At 39.9% G+C, this 17,002-nt stretch carries 16 protein-coding genes and 1 tRNA gene; 9 read left to right on the top strand and 8 right to left on the bottom strand.

Annotated elements, in window-relative coordinates:
* Positions 1-56 precede the first annotated feature (56 nt).
* Together gabT and KNQ97_RS09450 are read left to right on the top strand one after the other, a co-directional pair.
* Positions 57-1,349 (top strand): 4-aminobutyrate--2-oxoglutarate transaminase, encoded by a 1,293-nt coding sequence (gene gabT, locus KNQ97_RS09455; protein ID WP_031963345.1) that lies wholly within the window; start codon positions 57-59, stop codon positions 1,347-1,349.
* The gene (locus KNQ97_RS09450; RefSeq protein WP_000615675.1) at positions 1,346-2,794 is read left to right on the top strand and encodes an NAD-dependent succinate-semialdehyde dehydrogenase; all 1,449 of its coding nucleotides are present in this window, start codon (positions 1,346-1,348) and stop codon (positions 2,792-2,794) included. The genes gabT and KNQ97_RS09450 overlap by 4 nt, the downstream gene beginning before the upstream one ends.
* A gap of 104 nt (positions 2,795-2,898) precedes the next feature.
* On the opposite strand, the gene KNQ97_RS09445 is transcribed toward KNQ97_RS09450, so the two are convergent.
* Both KNQ97_RS09445 and ycaC read right to left on the bottom strand, forming a co-directional pair.
* Positions 2,899-3,873, bottom strand: a complete 975-nt coding sequence (locus KNQ97_RS09445; RefSeq protein WP_000912182.1) for a LysR substrate-binding domain-containing protein — start codon at positions 3,871-3,873, stop codon at positions 2,899-2,901.
* Between the two features lie 20 nt (positions 3,874-3,893).
* Entirely contained in the window at positions 3,894-4,520 is a 627-nt protein-coding gene (ycaC, locus tag KNQ97_RS09440; RefSeq protein ID WP_000046156.1) for an isochorismate family cysteine hydrolase YcaC, read from the bottom strand.
* A gap of 277 nt (positions 4,521-4,797) precedes the next feature.
* Between ycaC and KNQ97_RS09435 the strand changes: the two genes are divergently transcribed.
* The 4 genes from KNQ97_RS09435 to KNQ97_RS09420 all read left to right on the top strand — a co-directional run bounded on the left by KNQ97_RS09435 (position 4,798) and on the right by KNQ97_RS09420 (position 8,671).
* Positions 4,798-5,670 carry a pirin family protein gene (locus KNQ97_RS09435; protein ID WP_253612145.1) on the top strand — a complete coding sequence of 291 codons (873 nt, stop codon included), beginning with the start codon at positions 4,798-4,800 and terminating at the stop codon, positions 5,668-5,670.
* A gap of 439 nt (positions 5,671-6,109) precedes the next feature.
* Positions 6,110-7,408, top strand: coding sequence for an NAD(P)/FAD-dependent oxidoreductase (locus tag KNQ97_RS09430; protein ID WP_000350212.1), 1,299 nt, complete (start codon positions 6,110-6,112; stop codon positions 7,406-7,408).
* 4 nt (positions 7,409-7,412) lie between these two features.
* Entirely contained in the window at positions 7,413-8,240 is an 828-nt protein-coding gene (locus KNQ97_RS09425) for a cyclopropane-fatty-acyl-phospholipid synthase family protein (RefSeq protein ID WP_057094485.1), read from the top strand.
* A gap of 8 nt (positions 8,241-8,248) precedes the next feature.
* Positions 8,249-8,671 (top strand): GFA family protein, encoded by a 423-nt coding sequence (locus tag KNQ97_RS09420; protein ID WP_000114353.1) that lies wholly within the window; start codon positions 8,249-8,251, stop codon positions 8,669-8,671.
* A gap of 641 nt (positions 8,672-9,312) precedes the next feature.
* On the opposite strand, the gene KNQ97_RS09415 is transcribed toward KNQ97_RS09420, so the two are convergent.
* Positions 9,313-9,388 (bottom strand) — tRNA-Thr (locus tag KNQ97_RS09415).
* Between the two features lie 124 nt (positions 9,389-9,512).
* The gene (locus KNQ97_RS09410; RefSeq protein ID WP_253612144.1) at positions 9,513-10,757 is read right to left on the bottom strand and encodes an MFS transporter; all 1,245 of its coding nucleotides are present in this window, start codon (positions 10,755-10,757) and stop codon (positions 9,513-9,515) included.
* A 138-nt stretch (positions 10,758-10,895) separates the two neighbouring features.
* Between KNQ97_RS09410 and KNQ97_RS09405 the strand changes: the two genes are divergently transcribed.
* The gene (locus KNQ97_RS09405; RefSeq protein WP_000423163.1) at positions 10,896-11,816 is read left to right on the top strand and encodes a LysR family transcriptional regulator; all 921 of its coding nucleotides are present in this window, start codon (positions 10,896-10,898) and stop codon (positions 11,814-11,816) included.
* On the opposite strand, the gene KNQ97_RS09400 is transcribed toward KNQ97_RS09405, so the two are convergent.
* The gene (locus KNQ97_RS09400) at positions 11,813-12,700 is read right to left on the bottom strand and encodes a DMT family transporter (protein ID WP_032061128.1); all 888 of its coding nucleotides are present in this window, start codon (positions 12,698-12,700) and stop codon (positions 11,813-11,815) included. The two genes, KNQ97_RS09405 and KNQ97_RS09400, sit on opposite strands and share 4 nt — an antisense overlap.
* A 228-nt stretch (positions 12,701-12,928) precedes the next feature.
* On the opposite strand from KNQ97_RS09400, the gene KNQ97_RS09395 reads away from it, so the two are divergent.
* Positions 12,929-13,672: a hypothetical protein gene (locus KNQ97_RS09395; RefSeq protein ID WP_253612143.1), complete on the top strand. Its 744-nt coding sequence runs from the start codon at positions 12,929-12,931 to the stop codon at positions 13,670-13,672.
* 24 nt (positions 13,673-13,696) lie between these two features.
* Positions 13,697-14,089: a hypothetical protein gene (locus KNQ97_RS09390; protein ID WP_253612142.1), complete on the top strand. Its 393-nt coding sequence runs from the start codon at positions 13,697-13,699 to the stop codon at positions 14,087-14,089.
* 45 nt (positions 14,090-14,134) lie between these two features.
* Here KNQ97_RS09390 and KNQ97_RS09385 read toward each other — a convergent pair whose 3' ends face one another.
* The 3 genes from KNQ97_RS09385 to KNQ97_RS09375 form a co-directional block, all read right to left on the bottom strand.
* Entirely contained in the window at positions 14,135-15,136 is a 1,002-nt protein-coding gene (locus KNQ97_RS09385; protein WP_032043392.1) for an aldo/keto reductase, read from the bottom strand.
* Between the two features lie 111 nt (positions 15,137-15,247).
* A complete protein-coding gene (locus KNQ97_RS09380; RefSeq protein WP_253612140.1) occupies positions 15,248-16,150 on the bottom strand; it encodes an AraC family transcriptional regulator in 903 nt (300 codons plus the stop codon).
* A 771-nt stretch (positions 16,151-16,921) separates the two neighbouring features.
* Positions 16,922-17,002 (bottom strand): IS3 family transposase (locus KNQ97_RS09375; RefSeq protein ID WP_139844455.1); only part of this gene is annotated, 81 nt, incomplete at its 5' end.

Here is a 17,002-nt window from a genome sequence, read left to right as displayed (position 1 = left end):
GCACAGGATGCAAAAAAACTAAGCTGCAACTGATGATGAAAATATGAGGGAATCAAATGGATACTCAACATTCTGCACTTAACGCACGTAAACAGCAAGCAACTCCACGTGGTGTAGGCGTGATGTGTCAGTGGTATGCGGAAAAAGCTGAAAATGCCACGCTTTGGGACAAGGAAGGCAACCAATTTATCGATTTCGCTGGTGGTATTGCGGTTTTAAATACAGGCCATCGCCACCCTAAAGTGATTGCAGCGGTGACCGAGCAACTCACTAAATTTACGCATACTGCCTATCAAGTAACACCATATGAAAGCTATGTCGCTTTAGCTGAGCGTATTAATGAACGCGCGCCAATTGCTGGTCCTGCAAAGTCAGCTTTTTTCACAACAGGTGCAGAAGCTGTTGAAAATGCGGTGAAGATTGCTCGTTCTTATACAGGTCGTCACGGCATTATCACTTTTGGTAACGGTTTCCACGGTCGTTCATTCATGACCATGGCAATGACAGGTAAAACAGCACCTTACAAACGTGATTTCGGTGTAATGCCAGCGGGTGTGTTCCACGCACGTTACCCAGTACCGGCAAAAGGGATTTCAGTAGATGCGGCAATTGAAAGCGTTGAAGATATTTTCAGTGAAGATATTGCGCCACATGACGTAGCGGCAATTGTACTTGAGCCAGTACAAGGTGAAGGCGGTTTCAATGTGGTACCAGCCGAGTTCTTAAAACGTTTACGCGCAATTTGTGACAAGCACGGTATTTTACTTGTCGCTGATGAAGTTCAATCTGGTTTTGCTCGTACTGGTAAGTTATTTGCGATGAACCATTATGAAACTAAAGCAGACCTCATCACGATGGCGAAAAGCTTGGGCGGTGGTTTCCCTATTTCAGGTGTTGTGGGCCGTGCAGAAGTCATGGATGCACCAAACCCGGGTGGTCTAGGCGGTACTTATGCAGGTAGCCCGATTGCAGTTGCAGCTGCGCATGCCGTGATTGACGCGATTGAAGAAGAAAACTTATGCGACCGTGCAAATGAATTAGGCGCTGAGTTAGTTGCTACGCTTAAAGATATTCAGCAAGCAACAGGTGACGTGGTCACAGATATTCGTGCATTGGGTTCAATGGTTGCAGTAGAACTGGAGACTGCTGAACAAGCAAAAGTTGTACAAAACTATGCAATGGAGAACGGGTTGTTACTTCTTACTTGTGGTAAATACGGTAATGTAATTCGTTTCTTATATCCATTAACCATTCCTGCTGAGCAATTCCGTCAAGGTCTTGATATCTTGAAACAAGGTTTTGCGACACTAAAAGCAGGTAGTGCAAAAGCAATGGAGCAATCTGCATGATTCAAAATAATTTGCAGTATTTATTAAAACATCCTGATATTTCATTAGAAGCACCTGCATCAAATGACTATATCGAGGTGAAGGATGCTGCTACGGGTGAAACTTTGGCATGGGTGAAAACCTATGACCGTGCAGGAGTTGAAGCCGCAATTAACCGTTCAGCAAAAGCGCAGGCTGCTTGGAAAAAGCAAACTGCCTTGGCGCGTGCTGATGTGCTATTGGCATGGTACAACCTCATGCTTGAGCACAAAGAAAATCTGGCTCAAATCTTAACAGCTGAGCAAGGTAAACCATTGGCAGAAGCACGTGGTGAAATTGGTTATGCAGCATCATTCATTCGCTGGTTTGCCGAGCAAGCGCGTCGTATTGATGGTGAAGTCTTAACACCTACGTTGCCAAACCAACGTCTGCTCGTGATTAAACAAGCGATTGGGGTTACAGCTGCAATTACGCCGTGGAACTTCCCGGCTGCCATGATTACGCGTAAAGCAGGTCCAGCCATTGCTGCAGGTTGTTCAATGTTGGTTAAACCGGCAGAGCAAACGCCGTTAACCGCCTATGCGCTTGAAGTTTTGGCGTTACAGGCAGGCTTACCAGCAGATGTTTTAATTAACATTAGTGGTGATGCAGTTGAAGTCGGTAAAACCCTTTGCGAAAGCGATATTGTTCGTAAGTTAAGCTTTACTGGTTCAACGCAAGTTGGCCGTATCTTGATGCAACAATGTGCGCCAACCATTAAAAAGCTTTCGCTTGAACTGGGTGGTAACGCACCGGTACTGGTATTTGATGATGCCAACCTTGAACAAGCAGTTCAGGGCATCATGGCAAGTAAATATCGTAACAGCGGTCAAACCTGTGTCTGTGCTAACCGTATTTATGTTCAAGATGGCATTTACGATGCGTTGGCAGAGCGCTTGGTTGAAGCTGTGTCTAAGCTTAAAGTTGGCGATGGCCGTCAAGAAGGTTCAACTCAAGGGCCTTTAATTGATGAAGATGCGATTGCTAAAGTGCAGTCTCATATTGCAGATGCAACTGAGAAAGGCGCAACAGTTCGTATTGGTGGTCAGCGTTCAGCACTTGGCGGTACATTCTTTGAACCAACAGTTTTAACTGGCGTAACGCAAGACATGAAAGTGTCTAAAGAAGAAACTTTTGGTCCGCTTGCACCACTATTTCGCTTTAAAACTGAAGATGAAGCAGTGGCAATGGCGAACGATACCGAGTTTGGTTTAGCTGCTTATTTATTTACTCAAAGTACAGCGCGTCAATGGCGTGTGGGTGAAGCACTTGAGTACGGAATGGTCGGCATTAACACAGGCGCAATTTCAAACGAAGTTGCTCCGTTTGGTGGCGTAAAACAGTCAGGTCTAGGTCGTGAAGGTTCAAAATTCGGCATCGAAGAATATGTCGAAATGAAATACCTCTGCGTAGACTTATCTGAGTAAGGAACAAAGCGAGTTCGCTTTGTTCTGAACGAAAACATGCAGTTATACTGCATGTGATGTTTCACAAAAAACCGGTCATGCCCATTCATGACCGGTTTTTTTATTTAAGTCGGCAAATATCCTTCATGGCTTTCAGGTAAACGACGAAGCTCATCAATGAGGGTTTCAATGAGTTTTTCGACCACAAGGCGTTGGCCTTTTCGGGACACATAAACCAGTTGTAGCATGCCAATATTCGACTTCCAGTCAGGAAGTATATGGACCAGTGTTCCTTTACGAATTTCCGATTCAACGGTTAAAAAAGGAAGATCTGCAATACCTAAACCGTCCATTACGGCATAGTAAACACCTGCCAAGTCATTACTTTTAATTCGTGGTTGATAAGGCACATCAACCGATTCACCATTACGTATATTGCATAAATGCCAAATATAATTTTGCTTTTGTGTGCCTAAGCTAATACTTGGAAAGTCCTGTAATTCGGAATAATGCTTAATGGTACGACCTTGCAGTAATTCAGGTGAAGCCACCAGACAATGATCGGTTTTAATCACATCACGAACAATTAAATTTGAATCTTCATTCGGTTCAAAATTGGTTCGAATCGCAAGGTCGATGTCATCATGCAAGATATCTACTCGACGGCTGGTTAGCTCAAGAGATATTTCAACTTTAGGGTAGGTTTTTAAAAACTGATTTAAAATTTTTCTAATTTGAAAATGCATCATTAAAGGTGGGCAGCTTACTTTTACCAAACCTTGTGGCTCACTTTTTTGCTTTAATAACACGTTTTCTGCACATTCAACTTGAGCAATGACTTTGCAGCATTCTTCGTAAAACTCTTGACCTAAATCGGTCACTTTAAAATGGCGGGTTGTTCTTTGAATCAGGCTGACATTAAATTTATTTTCAAGGTCAATAATGCGTCGGCTGAGCTTGGATTTACTAATATTTTCGGCCTCACTGGCAGCACTAAAGCCGCCGTGTTTCACGACCAAATAGAAATAATAAAAATCATCAAAAGAGCTTATCAATGTCCGTTCAACCCATTTAAATTCAAGATTAGAATGCTTAAGCATTCTAATCTTGGCAGTAGAACTTATTTTTGGCTAGTGTTGTGATTGTAACTTGAAATCAGGTTACGGTAGTCAGGGATATGATTTGAGAACAATGTGCCTAAACCTTCAATATCATTACGCCAGTCACGGTGTAATTCACACGCCATACCGAACCAAGTCATCAGCTGAGCACCTGCTTTAGACATACGGTCCCAAGCTGCATCACGTGTTAATTCGTTGAAAGTACCAGAAGCATCAGTAATCACGAATACTTCAAAGCCTTCTGCCAAAGCAGATAGTGCAGGGAATGCCACACAAACTTCAGTTACAACACCTGCAATAATCAGTTGTTTTTTACCGGTTGCTTTAACTGCTTTTACGAAATCTTCATTGTCCCACGCATTGATTTGGCCTGGACGTGGAATAAAAGGAGCATCTGGGTGAATTTCTTTTAACTCAGGAACTAAAGGACCGTTTGGACCAGTTTCAAAACTGGTTGTTAAAATTGTTGGAAGATTGAAGTATTTTGCTGCATTTGCAACAGCAAGTACGTTGTTTTTAAATTTATCCGGATCGATATCTCGAACTAAAGAAAGTAAACCTGCTTGATGGTCAACTAAAAGAACCGCAGCATTATCCTTGTCTAAGCGTACATAATCTTGAGCCATTTTTTATGTCCTCATGTTATCAAATTGAATAATCAAAAATTATTGGGTAGGTCATCAGTGCCTAAAATCATGCTAGATGAGTTTGTTGTCGTAATTAAGTCTAAAAAATAGGATTAAGAATTTTAAAAATAGGACGATCTCTTGAACAAAACATCAAAATTTATGATTGTCCCATAAATGCAATAATGTGTTGCTAATCCTGATCTATAAACTGCAATTATTGAGGCGTAAAATCAACCTCAGTTCAAGAAAATCCTACATATATAGGAGAGATCAGATGAAGAAATTTCTTGGTGCATATCAAAATAACCACATGCATTGGGTTGGTGATGGTTTCCCTGTATATAACCTGTTCTCTTATGACCGTTTAGGCCAAACCCTAAGCCCATTTTTGTTACTGGATTATGCAGCGCCTTATAACTTCTCACCAACCACCGAACAACAAGGTGTAGGTTCACATCCTCACCGTGGCTTCGAAACAGTTACTATTGCCTATCAAGGTGAAGTGACTCATAAAGACTCAAGTGGTGGCGGCGGAACCATTAAAACCGGTGACGTGCAATGGATGACTGCGGGTGCAGGGGTGTTACATGAAGAGTTCCATTCTCCTGAATTTGCAGAGCATGGTGGTCTTTTTGAAATGGTGCAATTGTGGGTAAATTTACCTTCGCATTCAAAAATGACTCCTGGAAAATATCAAGCCATTGAAGCTAAAGATATTCCGGACATTGCACTAGACGAGCATGGTAGTCATTTGCGTGTGATCGCAGGTGAATATGCAGATGCAAAAGGTGCAGCAACTACATTTAGTCCATTAAATGTATGGGACGGTAAATTGGTAAAAGGCCAAAAACATACCCTGTATGTACCTGAAGGGCATACTACCCTTGTTGTTGTGCTAGAGGGCGCGGTTGTGGTCAATGATACAAACCGTCTTGAAGGCAAAACCGTTGCGATTTTATCTCGTGAGGACGTTGAGTTTAGCTTAAATGCTGAAGAAGACACTAAATTCTTGGTGTTGACTGGCCAACCACTAAATGAGCCAATCGAAGGTTATGGTCCATTTGTCATGAATACCAAAGCCGAGATTATGGAAGCGATTAACGATTTTAATCGTGGAAAATTCGGTTCAATCATGCAAGAAGGATAAATTGCTAAGCTGTACTTAATGATCTTTAAAAGCAAAGTAATAAAAAGCCCGCTATCAAGTGTGAATAGCGGGCTTTTTCGCTGTAAAGTTTCTGTTTTTATGATGGATATCATTATTGTGTCGGCATTGTTTTGTGTGATTTAGTTCTCATTATTATGCCACCATAATACCGCAAAAAATGATACTTGTAAAACGAATGATATAAATACAGTTAAATTATCTTATTTTATTTAAAAGAATTTTTTTAAATTTTTAAAAAATATAGATTTTTATACAGTCATCCTCTTTTGTAAAATTTTATGAAAAACTTTTGGGCTTACCTTTTAAAATTTTTCTATATAAATTGATGCAAAAAATAAAAATCTGGTAGTTTTTAATACGGTGTTTTTTTAGGGTATGAGTGATAATCAAAAAAATTCTCGAAAAATGGGACATCATTTTGGATATCGCAATTATTGGCAGTGGAATGGCAGGACTTGCAGCAGCAAGAATTCTGAAAGATGCAGGACATACAATCACGATATTTGAAGCACTTCCTGGCCGGGGAATGGACAGTCATAGCATTGAGTTCGATGGTGGGATTATTGATGCACCATTGCGTGTTATGAACCCGCATCTATGGAAAAATACACTCAGCCTTGCTGCACATTTAGGCATTAAAACTTTTCCGGTTCGTACCTATATGTCTTGTAGCTGGTTATTTGAAGATCGTACTGAAACATGGTTAACCACATCTCGTAGCCGTATTGGTAATTTCCCAATTATCAATAACCGTAAAGGTATCCAGCAATATGGCTGGCGTCTGGTAAAAGGGATGCTGCAATTAAAAACTGCGATTCACCAGTTCTTTAAATCTAAAAATCAAGATATTACTCTCGCTGAATTTATTAATCAGAACGATATTGAAGAAGTATTCTGGCATGGTGTAGTTATGCCGGTGCTTTATACGATTTGTACATGTAACCCAAAAACAATTGGTGATTGGCCTGCGAAAAACCTTCTTGAGTTTTTGCGTCATTTAACTGATGGTGACATGTTGTTGCGTATGAAAGGTGGTACACCTGCATTTGTAGACAGCCTAATTAAAGGCATTGATATCCATAGCGGTTCGGCAATTAAAAAAGTTGAGCTACAAGGTGAAAAAGTACTGGTCGAAAATGAAAAAGGTGACCAAGGTACGTTTGACCGCGTTATTGTGGCGACACCGACATCTAAACTTGAAGAGTTCTTAAACCCTGAACAGTTTGCAGAAGATATGAATCTGCTTAAACAGTTCCGCTTTGAACAAGGCGACTTGGTTATTCATACAGATGCAACAGTAATGCCACCACGCCGTAAAGACTGGTCAGTGCTGAGCTATATGATGGACCGTAAGTTTACTCGCCAGCAGTTTACAGTTTGGATGAATGCCGTTGAGCCATCACTGGTAGGTAAAAATCCTGTATTCCAAACTTGGCGTCCAGTAGTGGATATTGACCCTAAAAAAGTCATTTCAAAAGTGACCTTAACGCGTGCAGTTGTAGACTCGCAAACCATTGCTTTAAACAAAGAGCTACAACAACGTCACTTAGAACCAAACCGTAAAGTATTCTACTGTGGTTCATGGTCATGTGATGGTTTGCCAATTTTAGAGTCAGCAGTGACTTCTGCGATGCATATTGCTGAAATCTTGGGTGCACCTTTACCATTCGTGGGATTAAAGCCTAAGGTCGAAGTTGCCCCTGAACTCGGTTACTAAAATTGTGAAAGCAAAAGTTCGAGCAGCTCTTTCTCGATTTATCCCTCATAAATATGCAATTGATGCATCAAGTTTGGGGGATAGTGAAGAGCTTGCTTGGACAAACTTGGGTTTTTGGAAAAATACCCAAACCTACCGTGAAGCTTGTCGCCAATTGGCTGATCATTTGGCACAAGCTGTCAATTTAAATTCAAAAGATCACTTACTCGATTTAGGTTGTGGGCAGGGTGCAAGTTTATTGCACTGGTTACAGCACTATCATCCTAAAAGCCTTAGTGCAGTTGAACTACAAGCTTCATGTGTTAATAAAATTCAAAAACTTATTCCTGAAATAAGCCAGATTTTCTGCGGTTCATTTTTAAATTTAAAACAATTTGAATTTAAACAACGCTTCGATGCCATTTTATGTATCGATGCGGCTTATCACAGTCATTTAAATTCATTTCTAGATTCGGTTACGCCAGTTTTAAATTCAAAAGGACGATTAGGTTTTCATTACTTGATGCGTGCCGACTCATGTCACAACATGACCATGCTACAAGAACAAAAGCATCGTTATTTACTTAAAGCAGCCGATGTCACTTGGGATGCCTTACTCACGGAAGAGATACTGAGAACTACCTTGGAACAACAAGGTTTTACAGATATTAAAATCGAAGATTTATCAGAACAGGTATTATTAGGTTTTTCACAGTATATTCAAAATCAACAAGCACAAAGCCATAACCGAGGGTTGGCAAATTTTAAAATCCAAATGACTGCAAAGTTATGCCAACAACTCTATCAAAATGGGTATGTACGTTATATTCAAATAACAGCAATAAAAAAATAGGGTGAGCCATGTCAGTTAAATATCAAGGATCATGTTTATGTGGAGCTGTGAGCTATCAAAGCGATGCAGAGCCACGTTATAGTTTTAATTGCCATTGTCGAGATTGCCAAAAGGCAACAGGGTCGGCCTATGCACCAATCGCTTTTTTTCATCAATCTGAATTGAAAATAAGTGGCGAACTTAAATATTTTGAGACATTAGGTTCTTCTGGTCGTCCCATTAAAAGAGCCTTTTGCCCGACTTGTGGTTCTCAACTTTTTGGCTTACCTGAACTTGTTCCTGAAATGATTTCAATACGCGCAGGCACTTTGGATGACCCAAGTCTCTATCATCCTAAAGCGGAGGTTTTTGTGAGCCAGACCTATGCTTGGGACATGCTGAATCCAAACCTTAAACACTTTGAAAAAATGATAGAGAAGAGCAAGAAATAAGGCTTAATTAAAGAAGCCAAATATTGCCAAAGCACAGATTAAAGTAAGACTGCCAAGAGCTAAAAATAATATGGTTTTTCTAAATTTTAGCTGAGGCATTTTACTTACAAGGATAATAAGGCATGCAAGTATGATCACTAAAGATTGAAAAAGGTTTAAAGGTAGATTAGACATCTCGTTCCTTGTTGTTTTTAAATTTATTTTAGAAATAAAGTAATAAACTCATTATATCTTTTTCTTATTTAATTGAAGAACAGAACTTGTTTATAAATTCATATTTTTTATTTCATGATGGGTAAATCAAGTTTTAAATTTAAAAGAACCATGTACGCTTTTTCCTACATCCATTCAGGAAATTGACGTCTTTCTATGACCTCATGAATTGCCTATGATGAACTCATCAGGAACAGGAAGTTCCAAAACGTAAAACAACAATAATAAGTTTAAGCACCAGGACGTGAGGTATTACAGGATGTATACCTAGTAACGAAATACGAAAAAAGCCCAACAGGATGTTGGGCTTTTTTCATTTCTTATTAACGAATCTCTTTACTACCTAAGGCAGCACAGTCAAAAGGTCTATTCCAAAACCTACAGACAACAAAAAACCCCATAAATCAAATATTCATGAGGTTTAATGATGGTGCCGGCACACGGATTCGAACTGTGGACCTACTGATTACAAGTCAGTTGCTCTACCAACTGAGCTATGCCGGCGATGTGGAGTGAATTTTACAGTTTCTTAAAAAAAATACAAGCCAAAAAATGAGCATTTAAATTTTTTCATATGATTTTTAAATACTCATCGGGTTTAGCCTAAAAAAGTTAGGGTTTTACTACATTAATGTGCTTTGGCATGTGAAGTATAAACCGCTAAAAATATTCCAATTAAAGACAAGACGACGGTTAAACCGACAATCGCACTCCAGCCACCGTGTAACCAGAACCAACCGCCCGCCGAGCCGACAATACTTGAACCCATATAGTAAAACAGCAAGTAAAGCGAACTGGCATGGGCTTTGGCTTGTTTGCTTTCGGCACCCACAGAACTACTCGTAAGTGAGTGGGTAATAAAGAAGCCTGTGGTAATAAATGCGATGCCAATAATAATGCCGAAAAGAGAGCTGAGCAGGGTCATGAGACTACCCACGATCATCAAGGCAAAGCCACTCATCATCATGGTTTTTTTACCGAAGCGATCGGCTAAGCTACCTGCCAACGATGAAGACACCATACCAAAGCTATACGACAAGAAAATAAGGCTAATTTGTGTTTGACTCAGTGAATAAGGTGCACCGCTTAAGCGGAAGGTCGCATAGTTAAACAGGGTGACAAAAACACTGGTAAGCAAGAAACCAATGGCAAACAGGCGTAATAATTTAGTATTGCTTAAATGAGCACGCCACATTTGCATGTGAAAGCCTAAATTCAGCCCTTTTTTCTGCACAAAATTACGCGATGCGGGAAGTAATTTTAAAAATGCAATTGAGCAAATAAAACAGATTGCCCCAAGTAAGCCTAAGGCGGTGCGCCATGAAAAATATTCAACCAAAATACCCATACCGACACGGCCCATCATGCCACCAAAGGCTGTCCCTGCAATATATAAACCCATGGTTTTACCGAGGTGTTCAGGTGCAATTTCTTCGGCAATCCAAGCCATAGTCACTGCGGGTACGCCACCAAGCAGTAAACCTTCTAACGCACGCGCCATCAGCAAACTGTGCCAGTTCGGTGTAAACATCGAGACAATATTTAAAATTGCGGCACACAGCATTGAGATAAAGATCACGCCGCGACGGCCAATCGCTTGTGAAAAGGCACTCGATAGCACAATGGAAATTGCTAAAAAGGCAGTCGTTAATGACAGTGCCAAAGAGCTACTCGCAGGACTAATCTGAAAGCTTTGGCTAAATGCAGGTAAGAGTGGCTGTACACAATAAATCAGAGAGAAGCTAGCAAAACCTACGAGGAATAAAGCAAATCCTGCATGTTTATAAGCTTTAGTCCCTTTGTGAATCCACTCACGGGAAAGAACAGACGTTGCCTCAGTGTTTAAGGTACTGGGTGTAGATGAAGAGTTCATATCATGACCATGACAGAAAAAAGAGCAGGACCTAAAGGCATGCTGCATCGAGAAAATTCGATAAATTAAAATTAGCAATTTAAAAGGTATTTTTCTAATATATTTAATAATGGGACACGATATGTTTTATATATAACAATGGAACTCAGGCATATACGCTACTTTTTGGCAGTAGCAGAAGAAAAAAACTTTACCAAAGCTGCGCAGCGCTTAAACATGAGTCAGCCGCCTTTAAGTATGCAAATACGAGACTTAGAAGAAGAGCTAGGTGCAGATTTATTTATTCGTTCGCCTCATGGGGTGGAGCTGACCGAAGCGGGGCTTGCCTTTTTAAATGCCATTCAGCCAGTGCAGCAGCGTGTAGAAGATGCAGCAAACCTTGTTAAGCAAGTGGCAAATGGCGAAGTAGGTCAATTACGGTTAGGCTTTACAGGTACTTCAATGTTGAATCCTTTAATTCCTAAATGTGTTCGCTATTTCCAGCAGCAATACCCGAAAGTAAATTTAAAGCTTGAAGAAGCCAATACCTTACTGCTCATCGACCTATTACTTGAAGACCGTTTAGATGTCGCAATTATTCGCTCGCCACGCAATATGCCGGATAGCCTCATTCTTCAAGAATTATTGGCTGAGCCGCTCATTGCTGCTTTACCTTCAGAGTCTTTTCAACTCGACGATGTATCACAAGAAATTGATTTAACTGCGCTGCGAGAACTTGATTTTATTGTCTCGCCGCCTTCAGTGAGTGCAGGGCTTTTTGATGCGATTAAACAAGCCTGCCATGAGCGTGGCTTTGAACCGAAAATTGGACAAAATGCCCCGCAAATTGTGTCAATTTTATCGTTGGTATCTGCAAACTTAGGGGTGTCTTTGGTTCCCGAGTCGACCAAACAATTGCAAATACAAGGTGTGGCTTATCGCTCTTTGAAAGCGCCTGTACCTACGGTGGGTTTAGGGCTTGCTTATAAGAAACATGCCCCTTCACAGATGGCGATTAACTTTGCCAGTGTGGTGCAAGTGGCTTGTCACCACGCCAACGAAATAAATGAAATCAGCTAGTTTGATTTCGGCGCTCTGTTCATTAAAAAGATGCCTGAAATAATGAAGATTGCACCATATAAAAACGATAAAGTCGGCTGTTCATGAATGAAAACCCAAGCCATGAGCGCTGCAAAAATAGGTTCTGAAAGCTCGGTCACTTGTACTTTTGCGGCACTCATATAAGACAACGCTTTAGTGGTACAGAAAAAGCCGAGTATGGTTGGTAGAACGGCTAAACCAATCAAACCTAAGACAATGTCGATATTAAAGTGTATAGCATGTAAATTTACTAAAAACGGAACTGCAAGATAAACACTACCAAACAGCAGTAAGTATTTAGTCAGAAACAGCCCGCCGTTTAATTTGAACTTTTTCACTAAAACCGAAAATAAGCCATAACCCGTACCGGCAATAGAAGCATTGATCAGCATTAAAAGGCTATTTTCACCTTTCCACGAAATGATACTAATCCCCGCAACTGCCAATAATGTTCCAATAAGCGAATGAATGTAGATGCTTTCTTTTAAAATGAACCGCCCAAAAAATAGGGCAGAAATGGCAGCCGAAGCCATGAGTACCACTACCACATTGGCCGCAGCACCGTGGTTATAAGCAATGGTCTCAAAAAAGAATAGCGAGAAAATACCTAAAAAAGCACAGATAGCAATTTGAGAAAAAACACTGAGTTTACTTGGTGTGCTGCTAATAAATGCAATCTTTTGGCTAACAGGTACTTTAAATAAAAACACACTTAAAAAGAAAAAGGCGATAATGGTTTTTAAAAAGGCAATATCTTGCGGGTTTAAACCACTGTGCATGAGTAATTTACTAATTACACCAATAGATGCATTTAAAGCCGCTGCACACAGTGCAAATAGGGTTCCAATAATTAAATTATTCACTCTTATAATTCTTCCTAATTTTTACGCATGCAGTCTACATTATTTTTTGGTTGAATATTCAATTAAAATAACCAGTTAAGGTTTAATATTTTCAAAAATTTATTTTGTATGGATTTAACTATTTTTATAAAAACATAAACTCTTCTAATAGACTTTTGTTTCAAATAATTGTGATTTATAGCGCCAGCTCATATTATATAATTAGTTAATTATTAAAGAATTTTAAAAATGATTAAATCGATTATTACAGGTTGCGCGGTTCTTACGCTTTCAGCTTTAACGGTAAATCATGCAGAGTTTTCTTATGAACAAGAATTACAACAAAGCTGCAATAAAGTGAAGCAATACGCGAGTTTAGGCAAGAAATTCTACGATCAAAAACAATATAAAAAAGCGCTCGAAAATTTCCAGAACCAAGCCTCTTGGACTGCTTTTTGTAAGGCTAATGCAGATGAAACCACAGTTAAATTTACCGACCGTGATATTGAAGTTGCCAACAATAACGTGGGCTTAGCCTATGCCAAATTGGGTCAGCCACTTTGGGCAAGAGCATGGTTTATGCTTGATGAAAAATCAAAGTCTAGTCAATTTAACCTTAAGCAGTTGCCTCAACCTAAAGCATCAAATGATTTGTCGGGTGAATACGTCCGTTACTCAGGTTTTGGTGAGTGGGATCACATCACGGTAAGTCGTAAACAGGGCCAATATGCCATTGGCTATTCGGGCGTTTATATGGGACTTAGAAGCTTAATTTATGGCCCAAATATGGGTGAGTTTGACACCAAAATGCCGACTAATGCCAAGCAAACCATTTATAAAGATCAAGACTGCCGTATTCAGCTCGATTTTAAATCTAATGCAAAATTAGGAAATTATATTCAGGTTAAACAAAACGAAGGTGAGTCGGGTTGTGGCTTTGGACATAACGTTTATGCCGATGGAATGTATTTAAAAGTTGAGTCTGGGAAATAAGATTAAATATATAGGAACACAATAATGAAAAATATATTTGCACCTTTACTGCTTGTTTCTACAGCTATTTTTTCTGCTCACATTTATGCAGAGCCGACTAGTACCTGTAAGGAAGTGAAATTCCAAAAAGCCGATGAGGCGTGGAGTGGGCACTATTATTTAAATGGTGTGATGGAAGTTGGTTCAGAACTTTTACTTCAGCCAGATGGCAAGTTTCAATGGATGCTTGCTGTGGGTGCTTTAGACCAATATGCCGAAGGTACATGGTGGAAAAACGGTGACTGTATTGGTTTAAAACCAGAGGCTAAATTTAAAAAGGATTTAAGTATTTTCCCTGAAAGCCTAACGATTTCAGATAAATCTTTAGACGCGATTTGGCAGGGTGGACGCCAGCAAGGCACATATAGCAAAGACTAAATAAAAAAGTCCGACACTGAGTCGGACTTTTTTATGGCTTGTATTTTAGTGGTTGACCGCAGCAAGTTGCTGAGCGTTATAGCGTGCGCCCAAGTTTGGATATCTTGCAATAATCGCTTCAATTTCTGCTAAATCTGCCGTTGTTAAATGAAGGTCTACAGCACCCACATTTTCTACAAGTCGCTCGATTTTACGCGTACCCGGAATTGGAATAATGTCGTCACCTTGCGCCAAAATCCAAGCCAAAGCCAGTTGAGCCGCTGTTGCATTTTTACTTTGAGCAAACTCGCTAAATGCTTGCGCCAAGCTTTGGTTATTTTTCCAGTTATCGCCCTGATAACGTGGTAACTGGCGACGGAAATCATTTTCATCTAGGTTATTCACATCAAGCGTATTGGTAATTAAACCACGTGATAACGGAGAATACGGCACAAGGCTAATACCTAACTCACGAATGGTTTGCAAATGGGTTTGCTCAAACTCACGGGTAAGTAGCGAATATTCATGTTGAACCGCTGCAATCGGGTGTATTGCATGGGCTTTACGAATAGTTTCAGCCGACGCTTCACTGAGCCCTAAATAACGCACTTTACCTTGTTTGACCAAGTCCGCCATTGCACCAATGGTATCTTCAACTGGAACATTCGGGTCTATGCGGTGCGCATAATACAAATCAATCACGTCTGTATTTAAGCGTCTTAAGCTGTTTTCGACCGCGACTTTAATCCACTCAGGTGAGCCGTCGATATAAGACTCTAAAGAGTTTTTCGGGTTAAGGTTATCTTCTTTATAACGAAAGCCAAATTTGGTCGCTAAGAACACTTTGTCGCGATGTTTTTCTAAAACTTTTGAGAGCAAAACTTCGTTTGCGCCGTTGCCGTACATGTCGGCGGTGTCCCAAAAATTAATGCCGAGGTCTAAGGCCTTTTCTAGAGTTGCAATGCTTTGTGTGTCGTCTGAGGCACCATAGGCAAAGCTCATTCCCATGCAACCTAAACCAAGTGCTGATACTTTTTCGCCTGTTTGTCCTAAAGTTCTATATTTCATTTTTCACACTCTTTTTGCAAAATCACTTGAGTAGAAAAACTATAAAATGCTTTGGCTCAAACTGACGTATAACATTCAAACCAATAATTATAAAATTCAAACAATCTGTTTTTAGGCCACACAGTCTTCGCGGAATTTTTTAGGCGAAAATCCGGTATTTTTCTTAAAGAAGTTAGTGAAATACGCTGAATATTCAAAGCCTAAGCTATAGGCAATTTCGGAAATATTCCAACTGGTGTGTTGTAGCAGCGCTTTGGCTTCTTGCGTAATGCGCGAGCTAATATGCTCAGACGTAGTTTTACCTGTGGCTTCTTTTACAGCTCGGTTTAAATGGTTCACATGCACTGACAAGCCATAGGCAAAGTCATTTGCAGTTTTGAGTTTAAGCTGAAAATGTGGCGAGTCGATGGGGAACTGGCGCTCTAATAATTCGAAGAACAAATGGCAAATGCGCACCGAAGCATTACTATGTTTTTCAAACTGTTGGGTCGGTTGCATTTTCATGGCTTCATGCACAATCAGATGCAAATAATTTCTTAAAACGTTGTATTTATGAATGTAGTCTGAATTTATTTCATTCATCATCTTTTTGAAAATAAATGAAATTTCTTCAACCTGTTGTTCGTTTAAAAAATATAGCGGGTCGCCGTCGACTTTAAATAGCGGTGAGTCTTTTAAAAAGCTTTGTCGCGATTCTTGGTTTACAAACTCTTCGGTAAATAGACAAAACCAGCCTGCCTGTTCGGGCGAATTAATTTCCCATGCATAGGGCACCATTGGGTTTGAAAACAGTAAAGCAGGGCGGTCGACTCGTATCCAGCGGTTGGCATAGTGAAGTTCACCTGTGCCTAAAACCAGTGAAATTTTATAATAATCGCGGCGGCTATAAGGCGTCAGAAACGAGCAGGCATCGCGTTGGAACACGTTAAAATGTCCAAACGAAGTCGATGGAACCAAGTAATCGCTATCTCTGGTTAAAGAAAATCGACGATAAAAATCATGTATGGTTTCCATGTCTTTGCCTGCGTGCGTTATCAATTTATTTAAAGTTATAAAATTCAAACTTTATTTACTGTAGCTTTTATTTATAGCGTGATCAATCTGTTCATTTAAACAGTTTTGAAAATGAACGATAAATTAACAATGAGAAAAATGAGCCAATAGAAATAAAAATATTTTATAAATTAATAATATATGAATATTGACACTTAAAAATTTGATAATTATTCTTTGTCTGCAACCGATTCTGCGGTAGAACGAAAAGGGGACACTTTCGGGTGTGCTGGTACTGTACCCAGCCTGCTAACCCCTTTTCGTTTTGCCATCATTTTACGATAGAGCGAAAAGGGTGACACCTTCGGGTGTATTGGGTTTTCCTTTGTGTACCATCTGCTAACCCCTTTTCGTTCTGTCACCATTCTACGGTAGAGTGATAAGAGGACACTTTCGAGTGTGCTGGTTCTGTATGGCCAGTCTGCTAACCTCTTTTCGTTCTGCCACCAATTTTACTATTATGATGATATCGTTAAATTTAAATTAAAGGTCTTTTTAGCTTAAATATCTAATTGAATAAACAACAATAATTATTTAACCAATTTCTATTCAACCTTACATTGACACCCAAAAACACGCGGATTATCCTTTGCCTGCTGGCCACATTGCCAGTCGATTTTGACAGATCGATATAACACACAAGACATCAAAAAGTTCTCTTTTTGGTGGCGAACTCGTTCGTCCCCCTTCGTAGCGGTAGGGTGATCTGCCCCCATAAAGTTGGACAGTTAGTTAAGCAGTTTTTATAAACTGGTTTCTATATTGTACAGGGGATAAACCTTGTAGCTTCACCTTGATTCTCTCATGATTATA

Origin of the sequence: Acinetobacter sp. UC24323 (assembly GCF_024151445.1) — a bacterium.
Classification (GTDB): Bacteria; Pseudomonadota; Gammaproteobacteria; order Pseudomonadales; family Moraxellaceae; genus Acinetobacter; species Acinetobacter baumannii.
The sequence above is the reverse complement of the archived record's forward strand: the minus strand, read 5'-3'. Positions and strand labels throughout refer to the sequence as shown.